The organism is Vibrio celticus (assembly GCF_024347335.1).
In the GTDB taxonomy this organism is placed as follows: domain Bacteria; phylum Pseudomonadota; class Gammaproteobacteria; order Enterobacterales; family Vibrionaceae; genus Vibrio; species Vibrio celticus.
The window spans coordinates 3106003-3125956 of the sequence record NZ_AP025463.1 but is presented as its reverse complement, the minus strand read 5'-3'; the positions used below and the strand labels follow the sequence as shown (position 1 = coordinate 3125956).

Genomic DNA, 19954 nt, shown 5'->3' with positions numbered 1-19954 from the left:
TTTTACTCATTTATCTATAGTTTAGCCTCTGTAATCAGTGTGCTAGACTCTAGCCAGATTCGATTTTTGGAGATCCATAATGAAACCAATTCTACCTGACTACAGCCAATCAGGCGTTCTTGTTGTCGGTGACGTAATGCTTGACCGTTACTGGTATGGCCCAACAGGCCGTATTTCACCAGAAGCACCTGTACCCGTTGTAAAAGTAGAAAATAACGAAGAGCGTCCTGGTGGTGCAGCCAACGTAGCAATGAATATTGCTTCTCTTGGTGGCCATGCTCATATCGTTGGTTTGACCGGTAAAGATGAGCCTGCTGAGGTGTTAAAAAATACCTTAGGCGCACTAAAGGTTAAATGTGATTTCGTTGAGTTAGAAGATTACCCAACCATTACTAAACTGCGAGTGATGAGCCGTGGTCAGCAGTTAATTCGCCTTGATTTTGAAGATAAATTTGAGAATACGGATCCTGAGCTTGTTTTGTCTCGCATGGAACAAGCGCTTCCTAATGTACGTTCGGTAATCCTATCTGATTACGCAAAAGGTGCCTTGGAGCATGTGCAAAGTTTTATTCAAAAAGCACGCGCAGCAAAAGTTCCCGTGTTTATCGACCCGAAAGGCGCAGACTTTGAACGCTACCGTGGTGCGACTTTATTGACGCCAAACATGGCTGAGTTCGAGTTGGTTGCTGGCAAAGTAAAATCTGAAGAAGAAATGATCGAAAAAGGACTCGCACTGATCGAAGAGTTTGATTTCGAAGCTTTGTTGGTAACTCGTAGTGAACATGGTATGACACTACTTCGCAAAGGTTTAGAACCATTCCATTTGCCGACTCAAGCGAAAGAAGTGTACGACGTGACGGGTGCCGGCGATACGGTTATCTCGGTGTTGGCGGCTTCGGTTGCTGCTGGTAAGCCACTGGATGAAGCGTGTGCATTAGCGAACGCTGCTGCGGGTGTGGTAGTGGGTAAGCTTGGTACATCTACTCTATCTACGATTGAGTTAGCGGAAGCGATTCATGGTAGCCAAGACACTGACTACGGCGTGATCTCTGAAGCGGCATTGGTTGAAGCGGTGAAACGTGCTCGTGCTAAAGGCGAGAAAGTGGTGATGACCAATGGCTGCTTTGATATTCTGCATGCTGGTCATGTTTCTTACATGAATCATGCGGCTGAGCTAGGCGATCGTTTGATCGTTGCAGTGAATACTGACGAATCAGTGAAACGCTTGAAAGGCCCTGGTCGCCCTGTGAACCCAACTGATCGTCGTATGGCGGTATTGGCTGGCTTAGGTGCGGTTGATTGGGTTGTACCATTCTCTGAAGATACACCTCAACGTTTAATCTCTGAGGTATTGCCAAGCATTCTTGTGAAAGGTGGTGATTACAAACCTGAAGAGATCGCTGGTGGTGCGGAAGTGATTGCCGCTGGTGGTGAAGTGAAAGTACTTAACTTTGAAGATGGTTGCTCTACCACTGAAATCATTAAAGCGATTAAAGGTGGTCGAGGCTAAGTTTTAGCGCTCAATACCAATATTCGACAGAGAATAAAAATGCCGCTCAATGAGCGGCATTTTTGTAACGGCAACTTGAGTAATTAAGAGTTACTTACTTGCTACTTTTAGACCTGCGTTTACATCAACGATGTCTTGTTCGCTTAGCGTACCAACCGCTTGGCGAAGCTGAAGTACACTTAGGATATAGTTGTAGCGAGCATCTGAAAGGTTTTTGTTCGCATCGTATAGACGACGAGTTGAATCTAGTACGTCAACGATAGTACGAGTACCCACATCAAAACCTGCTTCTGTCGCTTCTAGAGCTGATTGAGCAGAAACTACAGATTGTTCGTAAGCGCGTAGCGCACCGATCGAAGCACTGATGTTGTTGTTGAACGCACGTACGTCTTTTACAACGCTACGGTAAGTCGCTTCTAGATCTTCACTTGCTGCAACGTAGTTGTATTCAGCCTGTTTAGTCAATGAAGTTGTGTTGCCACCTGTGTATAGAGGTACAACTAAGTTCAAACCAATGTTTAGGTTGTCTTGGTCGTAATCTTGGGTGCTGTTTGATTGATCTGAAAGAGCGTAGCTACCATCTAGTGTTAAGCTTGGTAGGTGACCAGAGCTTGCTAGAGAGATGTTGTCTTTTGCTACGTCTTGAGAGATACGTGCAGCCAATAAGCTAAGGTTCTTTTGTTCTGCTTGTTCAACAAGCGCAACAGCAGACTCAGAAGATTTGCTTGCTGAGAAACGATCAGTATCTAGGATGCTTAGGTTAGAGTGTTCCTGACCTGTAATCTCACGTAGACCTTCGTAGCTATTCGTTAGGTCGTTCTCTGCAAGAACTTCATCAGCCAAAACGCCATCGTACTGAGCTTGCGCATCATGTACATCGGTGATTGCTGAAAGACCTACTTCAAAACGCTGTTTAGTTTGCTCTAGTTGACGAGCAACTGCTGCTTTCTCTGCACGAACAAATTCTAGGTTATCTTGAGCGCGAAGTACTTCGAAATATGCTGTCGCAACACGAAGAATCAAGGCTTGTTGTTCTGCCGCGTAAGCTGAATCAGATTGACGAGCGGTTTTCTCTGCCGTATCTAGTGTGATCCATGAAGAGCGCTGATAAAGCTCTTGGCTGAAGCCGATAGCAGCTCCCCAAGTGTTGTTATCAATGCTTGAATTACCAACACCTGATGTATCTCGATCACCACGATTAATGTCGTAGTTTGCTGTTAGGTTAATTTGTGGTAGCAAATCACTACGGCTTGACGTTACTGCTTCAAAAGCGGCATCGCGCTGCGCTGCTGAACGAAGAAGTTGTGGATCGTTCTGTTTTGCTTGGTCGTAAACTTCAGCTAGCGTATCAGCAAAAGCTGACGAACTCAGGCTGCCAATTGCTGCACTGATAAATAGTGGAAGCAGTTTTTTCATTTTCCTATTCCTGCCTTTTATGGAATTTTCTTTAAAAGAGTTTAACCCAGTTTGGTGGTAATTTACTCGAAAATTTGCACTTTTTTACAGTTAACTGTCCACTTGTGCAATATTTATTTTTTAAAACTTAACTTTAATGATAAATTTTATATAAAAAGTTGAACCTTATCCTTGGTAGTTAACTCGGACAATGAGTAAACTATAAAGATCACTTAGTGAGGTACCAAATGCAACAGTATGACAATCAACGACATGAGTTTACTCCGCAAGATGTGGAAATAGTCTCAAAAGAGACGCTGTTTCGTGGTTTTTTCAAAATGGTTAAGTACACATTTAGACATAGACTGTTTGAGGGTGGCTGGAGCCAACCAATAGAGCGTGAGATGTTTGAGCGTGGACATGCCGCTGCTTTGCTACCTTATGATCCTGTGCGTGACGAAGTTGTGATCGTCGAACAGATCCGTGTCGGTGCTCTAGAGCATGAGACCCCATGGCAATACGAAATTGTTGCTGGGATCATTGATACCGATGAATCACCACAAGATGTCGCTCGTCGTGAAGCGATGGAAGAAGCTGGAGTCGAAGTCGGATCTGTGTTGCCTATTACTTCGTATTACCCTTCATCTGGTGGTTGCTCAGAAAAGCTCGACGTCTTTGTTGGCTGTGTTGATGCAACGACAGCCAAAGGGGTACACGGATTGGACTACGAAGGTGAAGACATTCGCGTACAAGTGATGAGTCGTGAAACTGCTTATCAGTTGGTAAAAGACGGTGTGTTTGAAAATGGAGCCACGATCATTGCGCTACAGTGGCTACAATTGAACTACCAAGAATTACAGTCAGAGTGGATAGATTAACGTCATGCCAAATATAGCAGTCAAGAAACCGTATCATGTTGATCTTGCTGAATTGATGCGAGTTTACGAGACGAACTATGCCAAACTGAACGCTTTGTTACCGGTTGGACATGAAGTTGGTGACGTTCGCTGTTACCAAGCCGTTAATATGGTGTATCAATTGACAGTGAATGAGGTCACAAAATACACCACATTAATAGATATATGTCAGAGTGACGCGATGCCAGTGTTTCCTTTGCCAAAAATGTCTGTCAGGCTATATCACGACGCTCGAGTTGCAGAAGTGTGCGCTAGCGGGGATTTTTCAAGAGTCAAAGCGAAATATGACTATCCCAACACTAAGCTTCTGCAAAAGGACGAGAAATTTCAATTGAATAAATTTCTTGGGGAATGGTTAACGTTTTGTTTAAAAACGGGTATCAGCCGAACCCCAATTACCTTTTAATTGAGCCTATTTATCAACACTTTTAAAGTCTAAACAGTAACGTATCTGGATTTGTTATTTTGGAATTATCACACACTTCAAAATTTGATGAGAGCACTATTAAGCTTGTGCAGCTAACGGACACGCATTTGTTTGCGCCGAGCAATGGCAGCTTATTAAGCATCAACACTCAAGATAGCTTTCGTGCTGTAGTCGATGGCATTGTTAGTCAGGGTTTTGACTATCAAGCGATTTTAGCAACCGGTGATATCTCTCAAGATCACAGTGCTGAGTCGTACCAGAAATTTGAGTCAGGGATTCAACCTTTGGAAAAGCCATGCTATTGGCTGCCAGGGAACCATGACTTTAAGCCTAATATGGGCAGTGTTTTACCATCACCACAAATACAGTGTGTTGAGCATGTCTTGCTAGGCGATAACTGGCAGATGGTGATGCTAGACTCGCAGGTGGTTGGTGTGCCTCATGGTCGCCTCAGCGATCAACAGCTTGATCTGTTAGAACAGAAGCTGACGGAGTTCCCTGAACGTAATACCTTGGTTCTATTGCACCACCATCCATTGTTGGTTGGCAGCGCATGGTTGGATCAACATAACCTAAAAGACGCCGATCAATTTTGGGATGTGGTTCAACAGCACACCAATGTTAAAGCGGTACTTTGTGGTCATGTTCATCAAGACATGAACCGAGATCATCATGGTGTACAAGTCATGGCAACCCCATCGACTTGTGTGCAATTCAAACCTAACTCAGATGACTTCGCGGTCGATACTTTGTCTCCGGGTTGGAGAGAGATTGAATTACATCAAGACGGAACGGTCAGCACGCAAGTTCGTCGTCTGCCTCATGGGCAGTTCTTGCCTGATTTTAAGGCTTCTGGTTACTAATGCCAGGCTCTGATCAGCAAGCTAATAAGCCATCACTGCTTCTCTATATTCATGGGTTTAACAGTTCATCACGTTCTCATAAAGCGAACGTAATGGCAGATTACTGTGCGGAGCATCGCGCTGATATTAAAGTTGTAACCCCTCAACTGCCGAGTTTCCCTCAGCAAGCGGCACTCCATTTGCAGCAGCTGGTGGAGCAATATAAAGAGCAATATCAAATAGCGTTGGTCGGTAGCTCGCTGGGTGGTTATCTTTCAACATGGCTGAATAGCCACTATGGTTTTAAAGCGGTGGTTGTAAACCCAGCAGTGAAGCCGTATGAGCTTCTTGCTGACTATTTAGGTGAACAAGTAAACCCATACACAGATGAACGGTATGTACTGGAAACAAAACATATTGATGAACTGAAGGCGTTAGAGGTTTCGGCGATCGCTAAGCCGAGCGACTTCTGGTTACTTCAGCAAACGGAAGACGAAGTTCTGGATTACCGACAAGCGGTAGAGAAGTACCAAGGTGCAACACAGACAGTAGAAGAGGGCGGGGATCATAGCTTTGTTGATTTTGAACGCTACCCACAACAAATCATCACCTTTCTAAATCTTTAATCTGTTCCACCAATCAAGTGATTTTCTCTTGTTTGCCTGTTATTTCATCTATCAATGGTGAAATATCATAGTTTGATGTCTTAGTTTTTGAACTAGCTTGACATCATTACTCAGCTTCCAGACTATATTCCCCAATACTTCGCTCGTTCGCTCTACTATGACGGTTCATAGTAATGATTCTGCTTTAGTGAAACTGGAGCCAGCGAACTGACGCAAACTTTTTGAGTAAACTCCGTATTATGACTGAACAATATAATGCAAAAGACCTCGAGGTACTTGAAGGTCTCGATCCTGTGCGACACCGCCCGGGAATGTATACCGAGACAGAAAGACCTAACCACCTTGCCCAAGAAGTCATTGATAACTCGGTCGATGAAGCACTAGCGGGACACGCTAAGAAGATCAAAGTGGTACTTCATGCAGACCAATCGTTAGAAGTTACCGATGACGGCCGTGGTATGCCTGTCGATATTCACCCTGAAAAAGGGATCTCAGGTGTTGAGCTGATTTTAACTAAGCTCCACTCTGGCGGTAAATTCTCGAATAACAACTACAAGTTCTCTGGTGGTCTGCACGGTGTAGGTATCTCGGTCGTAAACGCGCTGTCAAAACGTGTTGAAGTGACTGTACGCCGAGAAGGTCAGGTTCACGAGATCGCACTTGAAGGTGGTCATGCCGTAACAGAGCTTACTGTAACGGGCACTTGTGGTCATCGTAACAGTGGTACATCAGTACATTTCTGGCCTGATCCTAAGTACTTCGATAGCCCTAAATTTTCGACACTTCGTCTGATTAACAACCTACGTGCAAAAGCAGTGCTTTGCCCAGGTTTAGAAATTACCTTTATCGACAAAGTCGGTGGCGAAGAGCATAAATGGTTCTATGAAGATGGCCTAAAAGACTACCTTGCCGAAGGCGTGAAAGGTTACACCTTACTGCCTGAAGAACCGTATGTTGGCGAATTCGTTGCTGAAACAGAAATGGCAAACTGGGCGATCATCTGGCAGCCAGAAGGCGGCGACATGATCACCGAAAGTTACGTGAACTTAGTACCGACTAAGCAAGGTGGTACACACGTAAACGGTCTTCGCCAAGGTCTGCTTGATGCAATGCGTGAGTTCTGTGAATTCCGCAACTTGCTACCACGTGGCGTTAAGCTAACGGGCGACGATATTTTCGATCGCTGTTCGTACGTACTCTCGGTGAAGATGCAAGATCCGCAGTTTGCTGGTCAAACAAAAGAGCGCTTGTCTTCTCGTCAAACCGCTGCGTTTGTTTCTGGTGTAGTAAAAGATGCGTTTAGCCTGTGGTTGAACGAAAAGCCACAATTGGCGGAACAGCTAGCAGAAGCTTGTATTGCGAATGCTCACCGCCGTATGCGCGCAAGCAAAAAGGTTGTGCGTAAGAAAATCGCGTCAGGCCCAGCACTGCCGGGTAAGCTAACTGACTGTTCAGTTCAAGATTTAAGCCGTACCGAAATCTTCTTCGTGGAAGGGGACTCGGCGGGTGGTTCTGCTAAACAAGCACGTGACCGTGAGTTCCAAGCGGTGATGCCACTTCGCGGTAAGATCCTAAATACATGGGAAGTGTCAGCAGACCAAGTATTGGCTTCGCAAGAAGTGCATGACATCTCGGTAGCTCTGGGTATCGACCCGGACAATGATGATTTATCAGGCCTGCGTTACGGTAAGATCTGTATCCTTGCCGATGCGGACTCGGATGGTCTTCATATCGCGACACTGCTATGTGCATTGTTTACTCGTCATTTCCATGCTTTGGTTGAAGCGGGTCATATCTATGTGGCAATGCCTCCTCTGTATCGTATCGATTGCGGTAAAGAAGTGTTCTACGCACTTGATGACGCAGAGAAAGACGGTGTGCTTGAACGACTATCGCAGAAGAAAGCCAAGATCAACGTGCAACGATTTAAAGGTCTGGGTGAGATGAACCCACTTCAGTTGCGTGAAACCACCATGGATCCAAACACTCGTCGTCTTGTGCAGTTAACGATTGATGACAGCGAAGCGACCAACGAGATGATGGACATGTTGCTTGGTAAGAAACGTGCAGATGATCGCCGTACATGGCTACAGACTAACGGTGATATGGCCGAGGTATAATGGATGTCTAACGAAATTACATATGATGGCGTTGAACAGCTGCCAATGCGCAAGTTCACCGAAGATGCCTACTTAAATTACTCAATGTACGTGATTATGGATCGTGCATTGCCGTATATCGGTGATGGCTTGAAGCCAGTACAGCGTCGTATTATCTACGCGATGTCTGAGCTAGGCTTATCGGCTGCATCGAAATACAAAAAATCAGCACGTACCGTTGGTGACGTATTGGGTAAGTATCACCCACACGGTGACTCTGCTTGTTACGAAGCGATGGTATTGATGGCGCAGCCTTTCTCTTACCGCTACCCATTGGTCGATGGTCAAGGTAACTGGGGTGCTCCGGATGACCCAAAATCGTTCGCTGCGATGCGTTATACCGAAGCGAAATTATCTAAGTTTGCTGAGGTTCTTCTAGGTGAACTAGGTCAAGGCACTGTTGACTGGCAACCAAACTTTGATGGCACCATGAAAGAGCCTCAAATGTTGCCAGCTCGTCTGCCTCATATTCTTCTTAACGGTATCACTGGTATCGCGGTAGGTATGGCGACCGATATTCCACCACACAACGTGCGTGAAGTCGCTAATGCAGCCATTCACCTAATTGATACGCCTAAGTCTGAGCTTTCAGACGTGATGGGTTTCATTCAAGGTCCAGATTACCCGACAGAAGCTGAGATTATCTCTCCGAAATCGGACATCGAAAAAATCTACCGTACTGGACGTGGCAGCATCAAGATGCGTGCGGTTTGGCACAAGGAAGGCTCTGATATTGTTATCACGGCTTTACCTCATCAAGTGTCAGGTGCGAAGTTACTTGAGCAAATTGCTAACCAGATGCGCGCTAAGAAGCTGCCAATGGTTGACGACTTGCGTGATGAATCTGATCACGAGAACCCAACGCGTATCGTTGTCGTTCCTCGTTCAAATCGTATCGACTGTGACCAACTGATGAGTCACCTATTTGCTTCGACGGATCTAGAGAAAAACTTCCGCGTTAACTTGAACATGATTGGTTTAGATAACCGTCCTCAAGTGAAAGGCTTAGTTCAAATCCTGAAAGAGTGGATTGAGTTCCGTCGTACAACGGTTCGCCGTCGTTTGCAGTACCGTTTAGATAAAGTACTAGCACGTTTGCACATCTTAGAAGGTTTGCTTGCTGCTTATCTTAATATCGATGAAGTGATTGAGATCATTCGTACAGAAGACGAACCATGTCCTGTCCTAATGAGCCGTTTCAACATTTCTGAAGTTCAAGCTAATGCGATTCTTGATATTAAACTTCGTAACTTAGCTAAGTTAGAAGAGTTTAAAATCCGAGCTGAGCAAGAAGAGCTTGAAGCTGAACGTGAAAAGCTTGAAAAGCTACTCGGTTCAGAGCGTCGCTTGAATACGCTGATCAAGAAAGAAATCCAAGCAGATGCGGATAAATACGGCGATGATCGTCGTTCACCTCTGATTGAGCGTGCTGAAGCGAAAGCGCTAACAGAGCGTGACTTAGTACCAAGCGAACCAATCACAGTTGTGTTGTCTGAAAAAGGTTGGATTCGTCATGCCAAAGGGCATGAGGTTGATGCTGAAGGCTTGAACTATAAATCAGGTGATAAATTCCTAGCGAGCGCTAAGGGTAAGAGTAATCAACAAGCGGTGTTCCTTGGCAGTGATGGCCGAAGCTACTCCCTTGAATCACACTCATTACCGTCGGCACGTAGCCAAGGTGAGCCAATTACAGGCCGCTTGAACGTCAGCCCTGGTACTTCTATTCGCCAAGTGGTGATGGGAGAGAATGAGCAATTATGGTTAGTCGGTTCTGATGCTGGTTATGGCTTTGTTTGTAAGGGTAGCGATCTGCTGTCTAAGAACAAGAGCGGTAAAGCGTTGGTTAACTTGCCACAAGCTTCTGAAGTGATGATGCCAAGCCCTATTGCTGACTTGGACAGTAACCAGATTCTGGCGATTACTAACCAAGGCCGTATGTTGTTGTTCCCTATTAAAGACCTACCTCAGTTGAGCAAGGGTAAAGGCAACAAGATCATCAACATCCCTTCGGCGAAAGCAAAAGAGCGTGAAGAGTTTGTCTCGCACTTGATGGCTATCCCAGAGAATGCGACGCTGACTATCTACGCCGGTAAACGCAAGCTTGGCTTGAAACCAGCAGATCTTGAAAACTTCCGTGGTGAACGTGGTCGCCGTGGTGGCCTACTACCAAGAGGTTTACAGCGAGTGACTCGCATTGATATCGAAGAGCCAAGTGAATCGTAGAGATACCTGATACTATCTTTAGATAAAAGAAAACCCAGCCTGTGAGCTGGGTTTTTTGTATTTGTTTATTAGCAGCTTAAATCTAGCAGCTTGAACCACTGCTAACAGCGTTTGTTCTACAGGCGAGTATCTTCAGCAATTGTCACTTTGAGGGTTTTGTTTTCACCTTGGCGTAAGATTCCCACATCAATCTCGGTACCTGGACGCAAATCAGTAACAGTATCCATCACACTCTGGCGACCACTTACCTGGTTATTATTGATACTGACAATAATGTCTTGAGCTTCAAAACCGGCATCCGCAGCGGGGCCATTTGGATCGATACCTAACACAACAATACCGCCGATATTCTTAGTACCCAACATGCGTGAGGTGACAGAGTTGATGTCTTGTCCATCGATACCGATATAACCACGAATTACACGGCCATCGGCGATGATCTTCTCCATGATTTTATTAGCAAGCGGATAGGGGATAGCGAATGAGATCCCATAGGTTTCCATGTCGGTAGCTTGTTGGAAAGAGGCGGTATTGATACCGACTAGCTCACCTTGTGAATTCACCAGTGCACCACCTGAGTTACCTTCATTGATTGCTGCATCGGTCTGGATAAAGGCTTGATGACCATCAGCACTGATCGAAGAGCGGCCAGTTGCAGAGATGATACCAAAGGTTGTTGTTTGACCTAGGTTATATGGATTACCTATCGCCAGTACCACATCACCAACATTGGCTTTGTAGCTTGGGTTTAATGGGATTACTGGTAGGTTGTCACCGCTGACTCTCAGTATCGCGATATCGGTGCGTTTGTCTGAGCCGACAAGTTGCGCTGCTGCTACTCGGCCATCTTGAAGGGCCACAACTATTTGGTCTGCTTGAGCCACAACATGGAAGTTGGTAATGATGTAGCCTTTCTCGCTAACAATCACCCCAGACCCCAAACCTTGAGTCAGTAGCTTGTTACGATCATTTTCGGCGTATTTACGGCTATAAATATTAACCACAGCAGGTGCCGCGCGGCGTACTGCTTGATTGAATGAAATCTGAAGAGAGCCAATATTGTCGACTTTAGGGTTAGTGACATCTGCAACAATAGCCGGTCTTAAGCTTGGAAAAACGAGAAGAATCAGCGCCGCTGAAACGAGTCCAAGGGAAATAGAACGAAATAGAAAGGACAGCATGTTTCCCTCTTCAACAAGTAAGGTGTGAAGCCTCCATCAATGGATGACTGACTTGATTACAAGTGAAGCATAGCATTTTGATTGATCTAAAGAAAAGGGAGACTGAGTAAGTTTAAAGCAAACTTACTGGGCCTCCCTGTAATTGCGCTGACGTAAGACTATCGAATTACAAGATAGATAGTTCGGTCGCCTCGCTGGATATTAAGCGCCAGTACACCAGGTTGTTTTTCAAGAATCTCTCTAAACTCAGCAAGGTTCTTAACCGTTTGACGGTTTACCCCGATGATGATGTCATCTTTCAGAAGTTGATAGGCTTCGGCTGGTGAGCCTTGAGCAACACTTGAGACCTTGACACCCGTTGCAGAGTCACTCTCTGTTGTGTTGGTTAATTCAGCTCCGGCTAGTCCTTCATGGAGTTTCTCTGCCTGTGTCTTGTTATTGGTGGATTCACCAAGCGTCACATCAAAGGTTTTGCTCTTACCGTCACGAACCACACCCAGCTCAATTTGCTTACCAGCGCCGAGTGTTGCGACCTTAGCTCTTAACTCGCTGAAGGTATCAATGCGTTTGCCATTAATAGAGACAATAATATCGCCCGCTTTCAGTCCGGCTTTATCTGCTGCGCTGTCAGGGACGATTTGGCTAACAAAGGCGCCTTTACTTGATTCATAACCGAGTGCTTCTGCCAATTCGGAGGTCACTTCTCCGCCTTGAACGCCAAGCATGCCGCGTTTTACTTCACCGAAATCGAGAATTTGTTCTGTCAGATTTGTCATCATATTAGAAGGGATTGCAAAGCCGATACCGACATTACCTCCGTTAGGGCCAAGAATGGCGGTGTTGATACCAATCAGCTCACCGTTGAGGTTCACTAGCGCACCACCAGAGTTACCGCTGTTGATTGCTGCATCGGTTTGAATGAAGTTTTCAAAGTTTTCTAGATTCAGGCCGCTACGACCAAGTGCAGAAACAATACCGGATGTCACGGTTTGCCCAAGTCCGAATGGGTTACCGATCGCGACACTAAAATCACCAACTCTTAGTTTGTCTGAGTCTGCGACTTTTATCTGGGTAAGGTTCTTGGCTTCTTCTAATTTTAGCAGTGCGATATCAGACATCTGGTCGCCGCCGATTAGCTCAGCATCGTACTCTCGACCATCATGCAATTTTACTTTGATATCGTCTGCGCCATTAATGACATGGTAATTGGTCACGATATGACCTTTCTTGGCGTCAATGATGACACCAGAGCCTAGCCCGCGGAATGGACGCTCTCGTGTTTGTTCTGGACCAAAAAAGAATTGAAATTGTTCAGGGATTTGCTGACGTTGTACCTGTTTGCCTTCTACGGCAATACTAACCACAGCGGGGGTCACTTGTTCAAGCATAGGAGCAAGGCTCGGTAATTGTTCATTACCCACACTTAATGGCAGTGCGGCTGTTGCTTGAATGGGGGTGATGATTGAACTTAAGCTTAAAGTCAGTACTGATAAAGCAAGCAAAGGTTTTTTCATCATAAACTCCTCTCTAGTTAAGGTCTTAACCCTCTTATACGTTTAATAAGTATGAGAAGTTTCAAATGACCTGAGTGAAAGTTATGACTCAAAAACCTTTGTAAAGTTCACAGAAGTGTTAAATGTTTACGATGCTTTTGCTGTTACAACATCGGGAGCATCCATGATTTCTTTCTTCTGCTCTGTAAATAAACCGGTTGCGCCATTAGCGTAATCTTTCGGTTGTTCCTCAAGTGTCGCCTCTTTTGCTGAAGACTTCTCTTGTGGCTTGTCCGAATGGGCAGCGGCTGTTTTCACAAACGGGTTATCTTGCTCTGGCAGGTTAGGAATCAGCTCTGAGCTTGTTTTTTCCATGTGTTGGTACAGTTTTGTGTAGTCTTTACCTAATGTGTCCAACATTTCTGCTGATTTCGCAAAGTGATCAGCCAGCTCTTGTCGCTGCTGCTCAAGGGCAAACTTTGCGCTATCTAATTCTTTCTGTACGTTCTTTTGTTTTTTGTATTCAGGTGTCATGAGACGAGAAATAGCGACCCCTAAAATAACTCCGACTAGTAAACCGGCAACGGCATACATCCAAGGCATAACAGCTCCTTATTATTGTTTTTTAACATGTTTGTTACTGCTTAGTTACACGTGATACGGCTCCATGGTACTATGAGAAAGCCGCAGTATAAAGAGAAATGCGTGTGCGCTAGTTAGCAGTTTGATGCTGCATTATTCACTACATCACGTTATTCCTCGTACTGTTTGGGCTCATTTTTAGTTGTTGTCTGATATTGCTTTCATTGTGGAAATGTCGTCATGAATCCCATTAAAAAATACGAACAAGATATAAAAGAACATGGATTTCAAAGAGATCCAGCACAAGAGCAAGCCGTTAAATCTTTAGATGAACTCTTTCATCAATTCCAAGATTACATGAATACGCCCATTCCTCAACTGACTCGCTTCCAGAAATTATTGGGCAAAAAGCCAGAGCTGCCACAGCCACCAAAAGGTCTCTATTTCTGGGGTGGCGTAGGGCGAGGAAAAACGTACCTGATGGATACGTTCTATGATGCCTTACCGACCACTAAAAAAATGCGTGTTCACTTTCACCGCTTTATGTATCGAGTCCATGATGAGCTAAAGGCGCTAGGTAATGTGAGTGATCCATTGCCTTTAGTCGCAGACAAGTTGAAGGAAGAAGCGGATATTATCTGTTTCGACGAATTCTTTGTTTCAGACATCACCGATGCGATGATACTAGGAACCTTGTTCCAAGAGTTATTCGCTCGAAACGTTATCTTGGTTGCGACCTCTAATATTCCACCTGCGGATCTGTATCGCAACGGGTTACAGCGAGCGCGTTTCTTACCTGCCATTAAGCTCATTCAAGACAACTGTCATATCCTTAATGTCGATAGTGGCATTGATTATCGTCTACGTACCTTAGAACAGGCTGAGATCTACCATTACCCGCTAGATAGCCAAGCGACTATCAATCTCGAAAAGTATTACGCTCAGCTGGTTGGTGAAGATAAAGAGAAGCTTAAGACAATTGAGGTTAATCACCGCCAGTTAGATGTAGTCGAAGCGAGTGATGGAGTACTGCATGGTACCTTTGCTCAGCTCTGTCAGTCGGCTCGTAGCCAGAACGACTATATTGAGTTGTCTCGGGTTTATCATACGGTTCTATTGGCGGATGTGTTGCAAATGGGTGCGACTTCAGATGACGCTGCGAGGCGCTTCATTGCACTAGTTGATGAGTTCTACGAGCGCAATGTGAAGCTGATTATTTCAGCGGAAGTGGAGCTAGAAAAGCTCTACACCCATGGTCAGTTAGAGTTTGAATTTAGACGTTGCCAGTCACGTTTAATTGAAATGCAGAGTCATGAATATTTGGCAAAAGAACACTTAAGTTAGCTTTGATTATCTCGAATAAGAAATAGAATTAAAAAAATCGTGATTTTGTTCAAAAAGAGGTGATTTTTTCTTCGCTCTTCTCTATAATCCTGCGACCTACCGTTACTGCGGGCCTCTAGCGATGAGTAAAATCACGTTATGCCAAGAGTTTTCCAACACTCGAAGGGGTGATGAATGGTAACTCTTAGACAGTGGGAATACGCGAGTATTCCTTAAGTGTAAATTTTTTAAATAGGTAATTATTAGCATGAAAACTTTCGTTGCTAAACCAGAAACTGTAAAACGCGACTGGTATGTTGTAGACGCTGAAGGCAAAACTCTTGGCCGTCTAGCAAGTGAAATCGCTTCTCGCCTACGCGGCAAGCACAAAGCAGAATACACTCCTCACGTAGACACTGGTGATTACATCATCGTTGTTAACGCTGAGAAAGTTGCTGTAACTGGTAACAAAGCTAAGGGTAAGGTTTACTACCGTCACTCTGAGTTCCCAGGTGGTCTTAAAACTATCACTTTTGAAAAGCTAATTGCTAAGAAACCAGAAATGGTTCTAGAACTAGCAGTTAAAGGTATGCTTCCACGTGGTCCTCTAGGCCGCGCGATGTACCGTAAGCTTAAAGTGTACGCTGGTACTGAGCACAACCATGTTGCTCAACAGCCACAAGTACTAGACATCTAAGGGGATTATGAAAATGGCAGAGAATCAATACTACGGCACTGGTCGTCGCAAAAGCTCAGCAGCTCGTGTTTTCATCAAACCAGGCTCTGGTGAGATCGTAATCAACAAGCGTAGCCTTGATGTTTACTTCGGTCGTCCAACTTCTCGTATGGTTGTTAAGCAACCTCTTGAGCTAGTTGAACTAACTGAGAAACTTGACCTTTACATCACTGTTTCTGGTGGTGGTATTTCTGGTCAAGCTGGCGCAATCCGCCACGGTATCACTCGCGCTCTTATGGAGTACGATGAAACTCTACGTCCTGCTCTACGTGCAGCTGGCTACGTTACTCGTGACGCTCGTTGCGTTGAACGTAAGAAAGTTGGTCTACGTAAAGCACGTCGTAAACCTCAATTCTCTAAGCGTTAATTTTTCTTTACGAAAAAGTACACGCTCCCAGTTTTACGACTGGAATTGTGGTTCAAAGCTCGGCTATATGCCGGGCTTTTTGTTTTTATACCCCCTCTAAACGCTTCCCCTCCCTCGTTTTATTTCCAAATTTTTATATTTTGAAAGCTTTTGTAACCCAATGTGCGCTTTGCCTCATGATTGTTACAAAAAGGTAGCTTTATCTTGTCAAAAAGTAGGGTTTTATTTATCATTTGCCGTCAATAAATAGAACTAAATACATATTTTGTTAGCCATGCTCTTTAATCGGAATTATTTCAATCCACAAGGAGCAAATGGGAGAATGTTTGGATGAGCAACGCGCCTTTAAATAACGGTCGCAGGCGTTTCTTAACCGCAACAACAGCCGTTGTTGGTGGTTTAGGAGCAGCTGCTGTAGCCGTGCCTTTTATTAAATCATGGAATCCGAGTGCCAAGGCGAAAGCTGCGGGCGCGCCGGTGGAAGTGGAAGTCAGTAAGTTAGAACCGGGACAAATGGTTCGTGTCGAGTGGCAAGGTAAACCTGTATGGGTTGTACGCCGTGCTGAGTCGGTACTAGAAAACCTAAAATCGATCGGTGGTCAACTTCGTGACCCTCAATCTGAAGCTGAACAACAACCAGAATACGCACAGAACGAGTTTCGTTCAATTAAGCCGGAATTCTTCGTTGCTGTTGGTTTCTGTACGCACTTAGGTTGTTCTCCAACTTACCTGCCGGATTCTTTTGCAGAACAAGTTCAGGGTGTTAAGTCTGGTTTCTTCTGTCCTTGTCATGGTTCAAAGTTTGATATGGCAGGTCGAGTATTCCAAGGCGTACCAGCCCCATTGAATCTTGTTGTACCAAAGCATATGTATTTGAGTGACACTAAGATCATGATCGGTGTGGACGAGGGAGACGCGTAATGCAAGGATTGCTTGATTGGGTAGAGAAACGTCTACCCGCGATGAATGCTTATAAAAAGCATTTATCTGAATACCCAATGCCTAAGAACTTTAACTTTTGGTACCTTTTCGGTTCTTTGGCAATGTTGGTACTGGTTAACCAAATCCTTACGGGTATTTGGCTAACAATGAACTACGTACCATCAGGTGAGGGTGCATTTGCTTCTGTTGAATACATCATGCGTGATGTGGAATACGGTTGGCTACTACGCTACATGCACTCAACAGGTGCTTCGGCATTCTTCGTGGTTATCTACCTGCACATGTTCCGTGGCCTAATCTACGGCTCTTACCAAAAACCTCGTGAGCTACTTTGGATCTTCGGTATGTTGATCTTCTTAGTGCTTATGGCTGAGGCTTTCATGGGTTACCTACTACCATGGGGTCAAATGTCTTACTGGGGTGCTCAGGTAATCATTTCTCTGTTTGGTGCGATCCCTGTTATCGGTGATGACCTAACGCTTTGGATCCGTGGTGACTACATCATCTCTGGTGCAACGCTGAACCGTTTCTTCGCACTGCACGTTATTGCTCTGCCAATTGTACTTCTGCTGCTTATCGTACTTCACGTACTAGCGCTGCACGAAGTGGGTTCGAACAACCCAGACGGTATCGAAACCAAGCTTCCTAAAGGCACAATGGGCGACGACTACAAAACTCAGTTCCCATTCCACAAGGATTACACTAAGAAATACGACATCATTGACTCTATTCCTTTCCACCCATACGGGACTGTGAAAGATATGGTTGGTGTGGCCGGTTTCCTATTCTTCTTCTGTTATGTGCTGTTCTTTAACCCAGAAATGGGTGGGTTCTTCCTTGAGCCGCCAAACTTTGAAGCTGCTAACCCACTGAAAACACCAGTGCACATCGCTCCGGTATGGTACTTCACGCCGTTTTACGCAATTCTGCGTGCTGTTCCTGATAAGTTGCTAGGTGTTGTAGCAATGGGCGCATCTATTGTTGTGCTATTCCTACTACCATGGTTCGACCGTTGTAAAGTGCGTTCTTACCGTTACCGTAGCAAACTGCATTTGATTAATATCATCCAATTCACAATAAGCTTTATTGCGCTTGGTGTACTTGGTGCGCTTCCAGCAACGCCAACATACACGCTACTGGCTCAAATCTTTAGCTTAGGTTACTTCATGTTCTTCGTTCTACTGTGGTTCTACAGTAAAAATGAAGCGACGAAACCATTACCAGAAAGGGTGACATTCAAATGAAAAAGTGGATTGTAATTTTATTTGCTATGTTGCCGTCACTGGTGATGGCAGCGGGTGCAAACGTACCATTAGACAAAGCGAACAATGATTTAACAGACAAAGCTTCATTGCAAAATGGCGCTAAGATGTTCATGAACTACTGTTTCGCTTGTCACTCAACGCAGTACCAGCGCTATGAACGTGTTGCGAATGATTTAGAGATCCCCGTTGATCTTATGAAGGAAAACCTGATTTTTGACCCTGAAGCGAAAATCGGTGACCTGATGGTTAATGCTATGCCTTCTGATCAAGCGGCAAGTTGGTTTGGTGCTCCGCCACCAGACCTAACATTGGTTGCTCGTGTTCGTGGTGCAGACTGGCTGTACACTTACCTTCGTACTTTCTATGAAGATCCGTCTCGTCCATTTGGCGTGAACAACATTGTTTTCCCAAGCGTTGGTATGCCGCACGTTCTTGAAGAACTGCAAGGTATCCCAACACCTATCTACGATACTCATATGGTAGATGGCGAAGAAGTGACGGTTGTTGTTGGCACTGAGACTGATGGCTCTGGCGAATTAAGTGCTGGTGAATACGACGAAGCAGTTCGTGACCTTGTTAACTTTTTGGTTTACTCGGGCGACCCAGTTCAACTTGAGCGTCACGCTATGGGTTGGTGGGTAATGGCCTTCTTAGTAATCTTCACTATCATCGTGATTTTGCTGAAGAAAGAGTATTGGCGTGATGTGCACTAATTGTGCTATAATACCGTGCTAATTCCCAAATTATGTTAATGTTCAATGGAGGCTTTAGGCCTCCATTGTTTTTATTTAAAGTGTACTGGAGGGCTCCATGGCTGTAGCTGCCAATAAACGTTCTGTAATGACTCTTTTCTCAAGTGCTTCTGATATGTATAGCCATCAGGTGCGCATCGTTCTTGCTGAAAAAGGCGTAAGTGTTGAAGTTGAGTTGGTTGATGAAAAAAATCTACCAGCAGAGCTTGTTGAACTGAACCCGTACAAATCAGTACCGACTCTTGTTGATCGTGAGCTTGCTTTATATGACTCAAAGATCATCATGGAATACCTAGATGAGCGTTTCCCTCATCCACCGTTGATGCCTGTATACCCGGTTGCTCGTGGTAACAGCCGTCTAATGATGTACCGCATTGAGCGTAACTGGTATTCAGTTGCAGAGAAGATCGTTAAAGGCAACGCTGAAGAATCTGAAGCAGCTCGCGTTAAACTGCGCAACGACCTACTGACTCTTGCTCCTATCTTCGCTGAGTATGAATACTTCATGAGCGAAGAGTTTAGCCTAATCGATTGTTACCTAGCTCCGCTATTATGGCGTTTACCTGAGCTTGGTATCGAACTGATTGGTCCTGGTTCTAAAGAGCTTAAGATTTACATGAACCGCGTATTCGAACGTGATTCATTCCTAGCTTCTCTAACTGAAGCTGAGCGTGAGATGCGACTCGTTCGCTAAGCGTTTATGGACATTTCTAATATGACTCCACGCCGACCATACATGCTTCGTGCATTTTATGAGTGGCTGGTTGATAACGAACTAACTCCACACCTTGTTGTTGAAGCAGCATTACCGGGTGTGCGAGTTCCAGAAGAGTTTGTTCAAGATGGTCAGATCATTCTGAACATCGCGCCTCGTGCGGTTGGACAGCTCGAACTGGGTAACGAAGCTGTGACGTTTAGTGCTCGCTTTAGTGGTCGTCCACACTCTGTGATTGTTCCGCTTTACGCAGTACAAGCGATTTATGCTCGTGAAAATGGTGCTGGTACCATGTTTGAACCTGAAGAGGCTTACATGGAAGCGTTTGAAGAAGGGATTGAAGAAAGTCCTTTTGAAGAACCAGAAAAAGGCCCATCTTTGAGCGTAGCAACGGCAGACGTAGATGCTGAAGAGCCTGACTCAGATCCTGAGCCACCTCGTCCAGCGAAAGGTCGCCCAAGCCTTCGTGTTATCAAATAACGAACCAAATAAAAAAGCA

19 protein-coding genes are annotated in these 19954 nt (G+C 44.9%); 15 read left to right on the top strand and 4 right to left on the bottom strand.

Annotation, left to right across the window (positions count from 1 at the left end):
* Positions 1–79 precede the first annotated feature (79 nt).
* Entirely contained in the window at positions 80–1510 is a 1431-nt protein-coding gene (gene hldE / locus OCV19_RS14000) for a bifunctional D-glycero-beta-D-manno-heptose-7-phosphate kinase/D-glycero-beta-D-manno-heptose 1-phosphate adenylyltransferase HldE (protein ID WP_017061423.1), read from the top strand.
* A gap of 90 nt (positions 1511–1600) precedes the next feature.
* On the opposite strand, the gene tolC is transcribed toward hldE, so the two are convergent.
* Positions 1601–2926, bottom strand: a complete 1326-nt coding sequence (gene tolC / locus OCV19_RS13995) for an outer membrane channel protein TolC (RefSeq protein WP_048658014.1) — start codon at positions 2924–2926, stop codon at positions 1601–1603.
* Positions 2927–3153: 227 nt separating this feature from the next.
* Between tolC and nudF the strand changes: the two genes are divergently transcribed.
* The 6 genes from nudF (at position 3154) to parC (ending at position 10099) form a co-directional block, all read left to right on the top strand.
* On the top strand, positions 3154–3783 hold the full coding sequence (nudF, locus tag OCV19_RS13990) for an ADP-ribose diphosphatase (protein WP_048662651.1): 630 nt from the start codon (positions 3154–3156) through the stop codon (positions 3781–3783).
* A gap of 4 nt (positions 3784–3787) precedes the next feature.
* Positions 3788–4228: a DUF1249 family protein gene (locus OCV19_RS13985; protein ID WP_004736016.1), complete on the top strand. Its 441-nt coding sequence runs from the start codon at positions 3788–3790 to the stop codon at positions 4226–4228.
* Positions 4229–4287: 59 nt separating this feature from the next.
* A complete protein-coding gene (cpdA, locus tag OCV19_RS13980) occupies positions 4288–5112 on the top strand; it encodes a 3',5'-cyclic-AMP phosphodiesterase (protein ID WP_065676127.1) in 825 nt (274 codons plus the stop codon).
* A complete protein-coding gene (yqiA, locus tag OCV19_RS13975; protein WP_019824174.1) occupies positions 5112–5717 on the top strand; it encodes an esterase YqiA in 606 nt (201 codons plus the stop codon). The genes cpdA and yqiA overlap by 1 nt, the downstream gene beginning before the upstream one ends.
* Positions 5718–5956: 239 nt before the next feature.
* A complete protein-coding gene (parE, locus tag OCV19_RS13970; protein ID WP_017061428.1) occupies positions 5957–7837 on the top strand; it encodes a DNA topoisomerase IV subunit B in 1881 nt (626 codons plus the stop codon).
* Between the two features lie 3 nt (positions 7838–7840).
* The gene (gene parC / locus OCV19_RS13965) at positions 7841–10099 is read left to right on the top strand and encodes a DNA topoisomerase IV subunit A (protein ID WP_048658018.1); all 2259 of its coding nucleotides are present in this window, start codon (positions 7841–7843) and stop codon (positions 10097–10099) included.
* 116 nt (positions 10100–10215) lie between these two features.
* Here parC and degS read toward each other — a convergent pair whose 3' ends face one another.
* The 3 genes from degS to zapG form a co-directional block, all read right to left on the bottom strand.
* Positions 10216–11280 (bottom strand): outer membrane-stress sensor serine endopeptidase DegS, encoded by a 1065-nt coding sequence (degS, locus tag OCV19_RS13960; RefSeq protein ID WP_065676126.1) that lies wholly within the window; start codon positions 11278–11280, stop codon positions 10216–10218.
* A gap of 158 nt (positions 11281–11438) precedes the next feature.
* Complete coding sequence (locus tag OCV19_RS13955) at positions 11439–12794, bottom strand: Do family serine endopeptidase (protein WP_050053096.1); 1356 nt, start codon at positions 12792–12794, stop codon at positions 11439–11441.
* Positions 12795–12920: 126 nt separating this feature from the next.
* The gene (zapG, locus tag OCV19_RS13950; protein ID WP_019824592.1) at positions 12921–13376 is read right to left on the bottom strand and encodes a Z-ring associated protein ZapG; all 456 of its coding nucleotides are present in this window, start codon (positions 13374–13376) and stop codon (positions 12921–12923) included.
* Positions 13377–13595: 219 nt separating this feature from the next.
* Here zapG and zapE point away from each other — a divergent pair, with 219 nt between their 5' ends.
* From zapE to sspB, 8 genes are all read left to right on the top strand, one after another.
* Positions 13596–14699, top strand: coding sequence for a cell division protein ZapE (gene zapE / locus OCV19_RS13945; protein ID WP_065676125.1), 1104 nt, complete (start codon positions 13596–13598; stop codon positions 14697–14699).
* 247 nt (positions 14700–14946) lie between these two features.
* Positions 14947–15375, top strand: a complete 429-nt coding sequence (gene rplM / locus OCV19_RS13940) for a 50S ribosomal protein L13 (protein WP_010434689.1) — start codon at positions 14947–14949, stop codon at positions 15373–15375.
* A 13-nt stretch (positions 15376–15388) separates the two neighbouring features.
* Positions 15389–15781: a 30S ribosomal protein S9 gene (gene rpsI, locus OCV19_RS13935; RefSeq protein ID WP_004740758.1), complete on the top strand. Its 393-nt coding sequence runs from the start codon at positions 15389–15391 to the stop codon at positions 15779–15781.
* 330 nt (positions 15782–16111) lie between these two features.
* The gene (gene petA / locus OCV19_RS13930) at positions 16112–16702 is read left to right on the top strand and encodes a ubiquinol-cytochrome c reductase iron-sulfur subunit (protein WP_017061434.1); all 591 of its coding nucleotides are present in this window, start codon (positions 16112–16114) and stop codon (positions 16700–16702) included.
* Positions 16702–17967 carry a cytochrome b gene (locus tag OCV19_RS13925; protein WP_065676124.1) on the top strand — a complete coding sequence of 422 codons (1266 nt, stop codon included), beginning with the start codon at positions 16702–16704 and terminating at the stop codon, positions 17965–17967. Before petA ends, OCV19_RS13925 begins: the two co-directional genes overlap by 1 nt.
* Positions 17964–18701 (top strand): cytochrome c1, encoded by a 738-nt coding sequence (locus OCV19_RS13920; RefSeq protein WP_017061436.1) that lies wholly within the window; start codon positions 17964–17966, stop codon positions 18699–18701. The genes OCV19_RS13925 and OCV19_RS13920 overlap by 4 nt, the downstream gene beginning before the upstream one ends.
* Positions 18702–18798: 97 nt before the next feature.
* The gene (gene sspA, locus OCV19_RS13915) at positions 18799–19434 is read left to right on the top strand and encodes a stringent starvation protein SspA (protein ID WP_009848943.1); all 636 of its coding nucleotides are present in this window, start codon (positions 18799–18801) and stop codon (positions 19432–19434) included.
* A gap of 6 nt (positions 19435–19440) precedes the next feature.
* On the top strand, positions 19441–19935 hold the full coding sequence (sspB, locus tag OCV19_RS13910; RefSeq protein WP_065676123.1) for a ClpXP protease specificity-enhancing factor: 495 nt from the start codon (positions 19441–19443) through the stop codon (positions 19933–19935).
* Positions 19936–19954: the final 19 nt, after the last annotated feature.

What these genes read in the sequence shown, in the direction of transcription:
- rplM (WP_010434689.1), top strand. Translation starts at nt 14,947, where the DNA reads ATGAAAACTTTCGTTGCTAAACCAGAAACTGTAAAACGCGACTGGTAT.
- zapG (WP_019824592.1), bottom strand. Translation starts at nt 13,376, where the DNA reads ATGCCTTGGATGTATGCCGTTGCCGGTTTACTAGTCGGAGTTATTTTA.
- parC (WP_048658018.1), top strand. Translation starts at nt 7,841, where the DNA reads ATGTCTAACGAAATTACATATGATGGCGTTGAACAGCTGCCAATGCGC.
- rpsI (WP_004740758.1), top strand. Translation starts at nt 15,389, where the DNA reads ATGGCAGAGAATCAATACTACGGCACTGGTCGTCGCAAAAGCTCAGCA.
- degS (WP_065676126.1), bottom strand. Translation starts at nt 11,280, where the DNA reads ATGCTGTCCTTTCTATTTCGTTCTATTTCCCTTGGACTCGTTTCAGCG.
- sspB (WP_065676123.1), top strand. Translation starts at nt 19,441, where the DNA reads ATGGACATTTCTAATATGACTCCACGCCGACCATACATGCTTCGTGCA.
- petA (WP_017061434.1), top strand. Translation starts at nt 16,112, where the DNA reads ATGAGCAACGCGCCTTTAAATAACGGTCGCAGGCGTTTCTTAACCGCA.
- OCV19_RS13920 (WP_017061436.1), top strand. Translation starts at nt 17,964, where the DNA reads ATGAAAAAGTGGATTGTAATTTTATTTGCTATGTTGCCGTCACTGGTG.
- nudF (WP_048662651.1), top strand. Translation starts at nt 3,154, where the DNA reads ATGCAACAGTATGACAATCAACGACATGAGTTTACTCCGCAAGATGTG.
- yqiA (WP_019824174.1), top strand. Translation starts at nt 5,112, where the DNA reads ATGCCAGGCTCTGATCAGCAAGCTAATAAGCCATCACTGCTTCTCTAT.
- zapE (WP_065676125.1), top strand. Translation starts at nt 13,596, where the DNA reads ATGAATCCCATTAAAAAATACGAACAAGATATAAAAGAACATGGATTT.
- OCV19_RS13925 (WP_065676124.1), top strand. Translation starts at nt 16,702, where the DNA reads ATGCAAGGATTGCTTGATTGGGTAGAGAAACGTCTACCCGCGATGAAT.
- hldE (WP_017061423.1), top strand. Translation starts at nt 80, where the DNA reads ATGAAACCAATTCTACCTGACTACAGCCAATCAGGCGTTCTTGTTGTC.
- sspA (WP_009848943.1), top strand. Translation starts at nt 18,799, where the DNA reads ATGGCTGTAGCTGCCAATAAACGTTCTGTAATGACTCTTTTCTCAAGT.
- OCV19_RS13985 (WP_004736016.1), top strand. Translation starts at nt 3,788, where the DNA reads ATGCCAAATATAGCAGTCAAGAAACCGTATCATGTTGATCTTGCTGAA.
- tolC (WP_048658014.1), bottom strand. Translation starts at nt 2,926, where the DNA reads ATGAAAAAACTGCTTCCACTATTTATCAGTGCAGCAATTGGCAGCCTG.
- OCV19_RS13955 (WP_050053096.1), bottom strand. Translation starts at nt 12,794, where the DNA reads ATGAAAAAACCTTTGCTTGCTTTATCAGTACTGACTTTAAGCTTAAGT.
- parE (WP_017061428.1), top strand. Translation starts at nt 5,957, where the DNA reads ATGACTGAACAATATAATGCAAAAGACCTCGAGGTACTTGAAGGTCTC.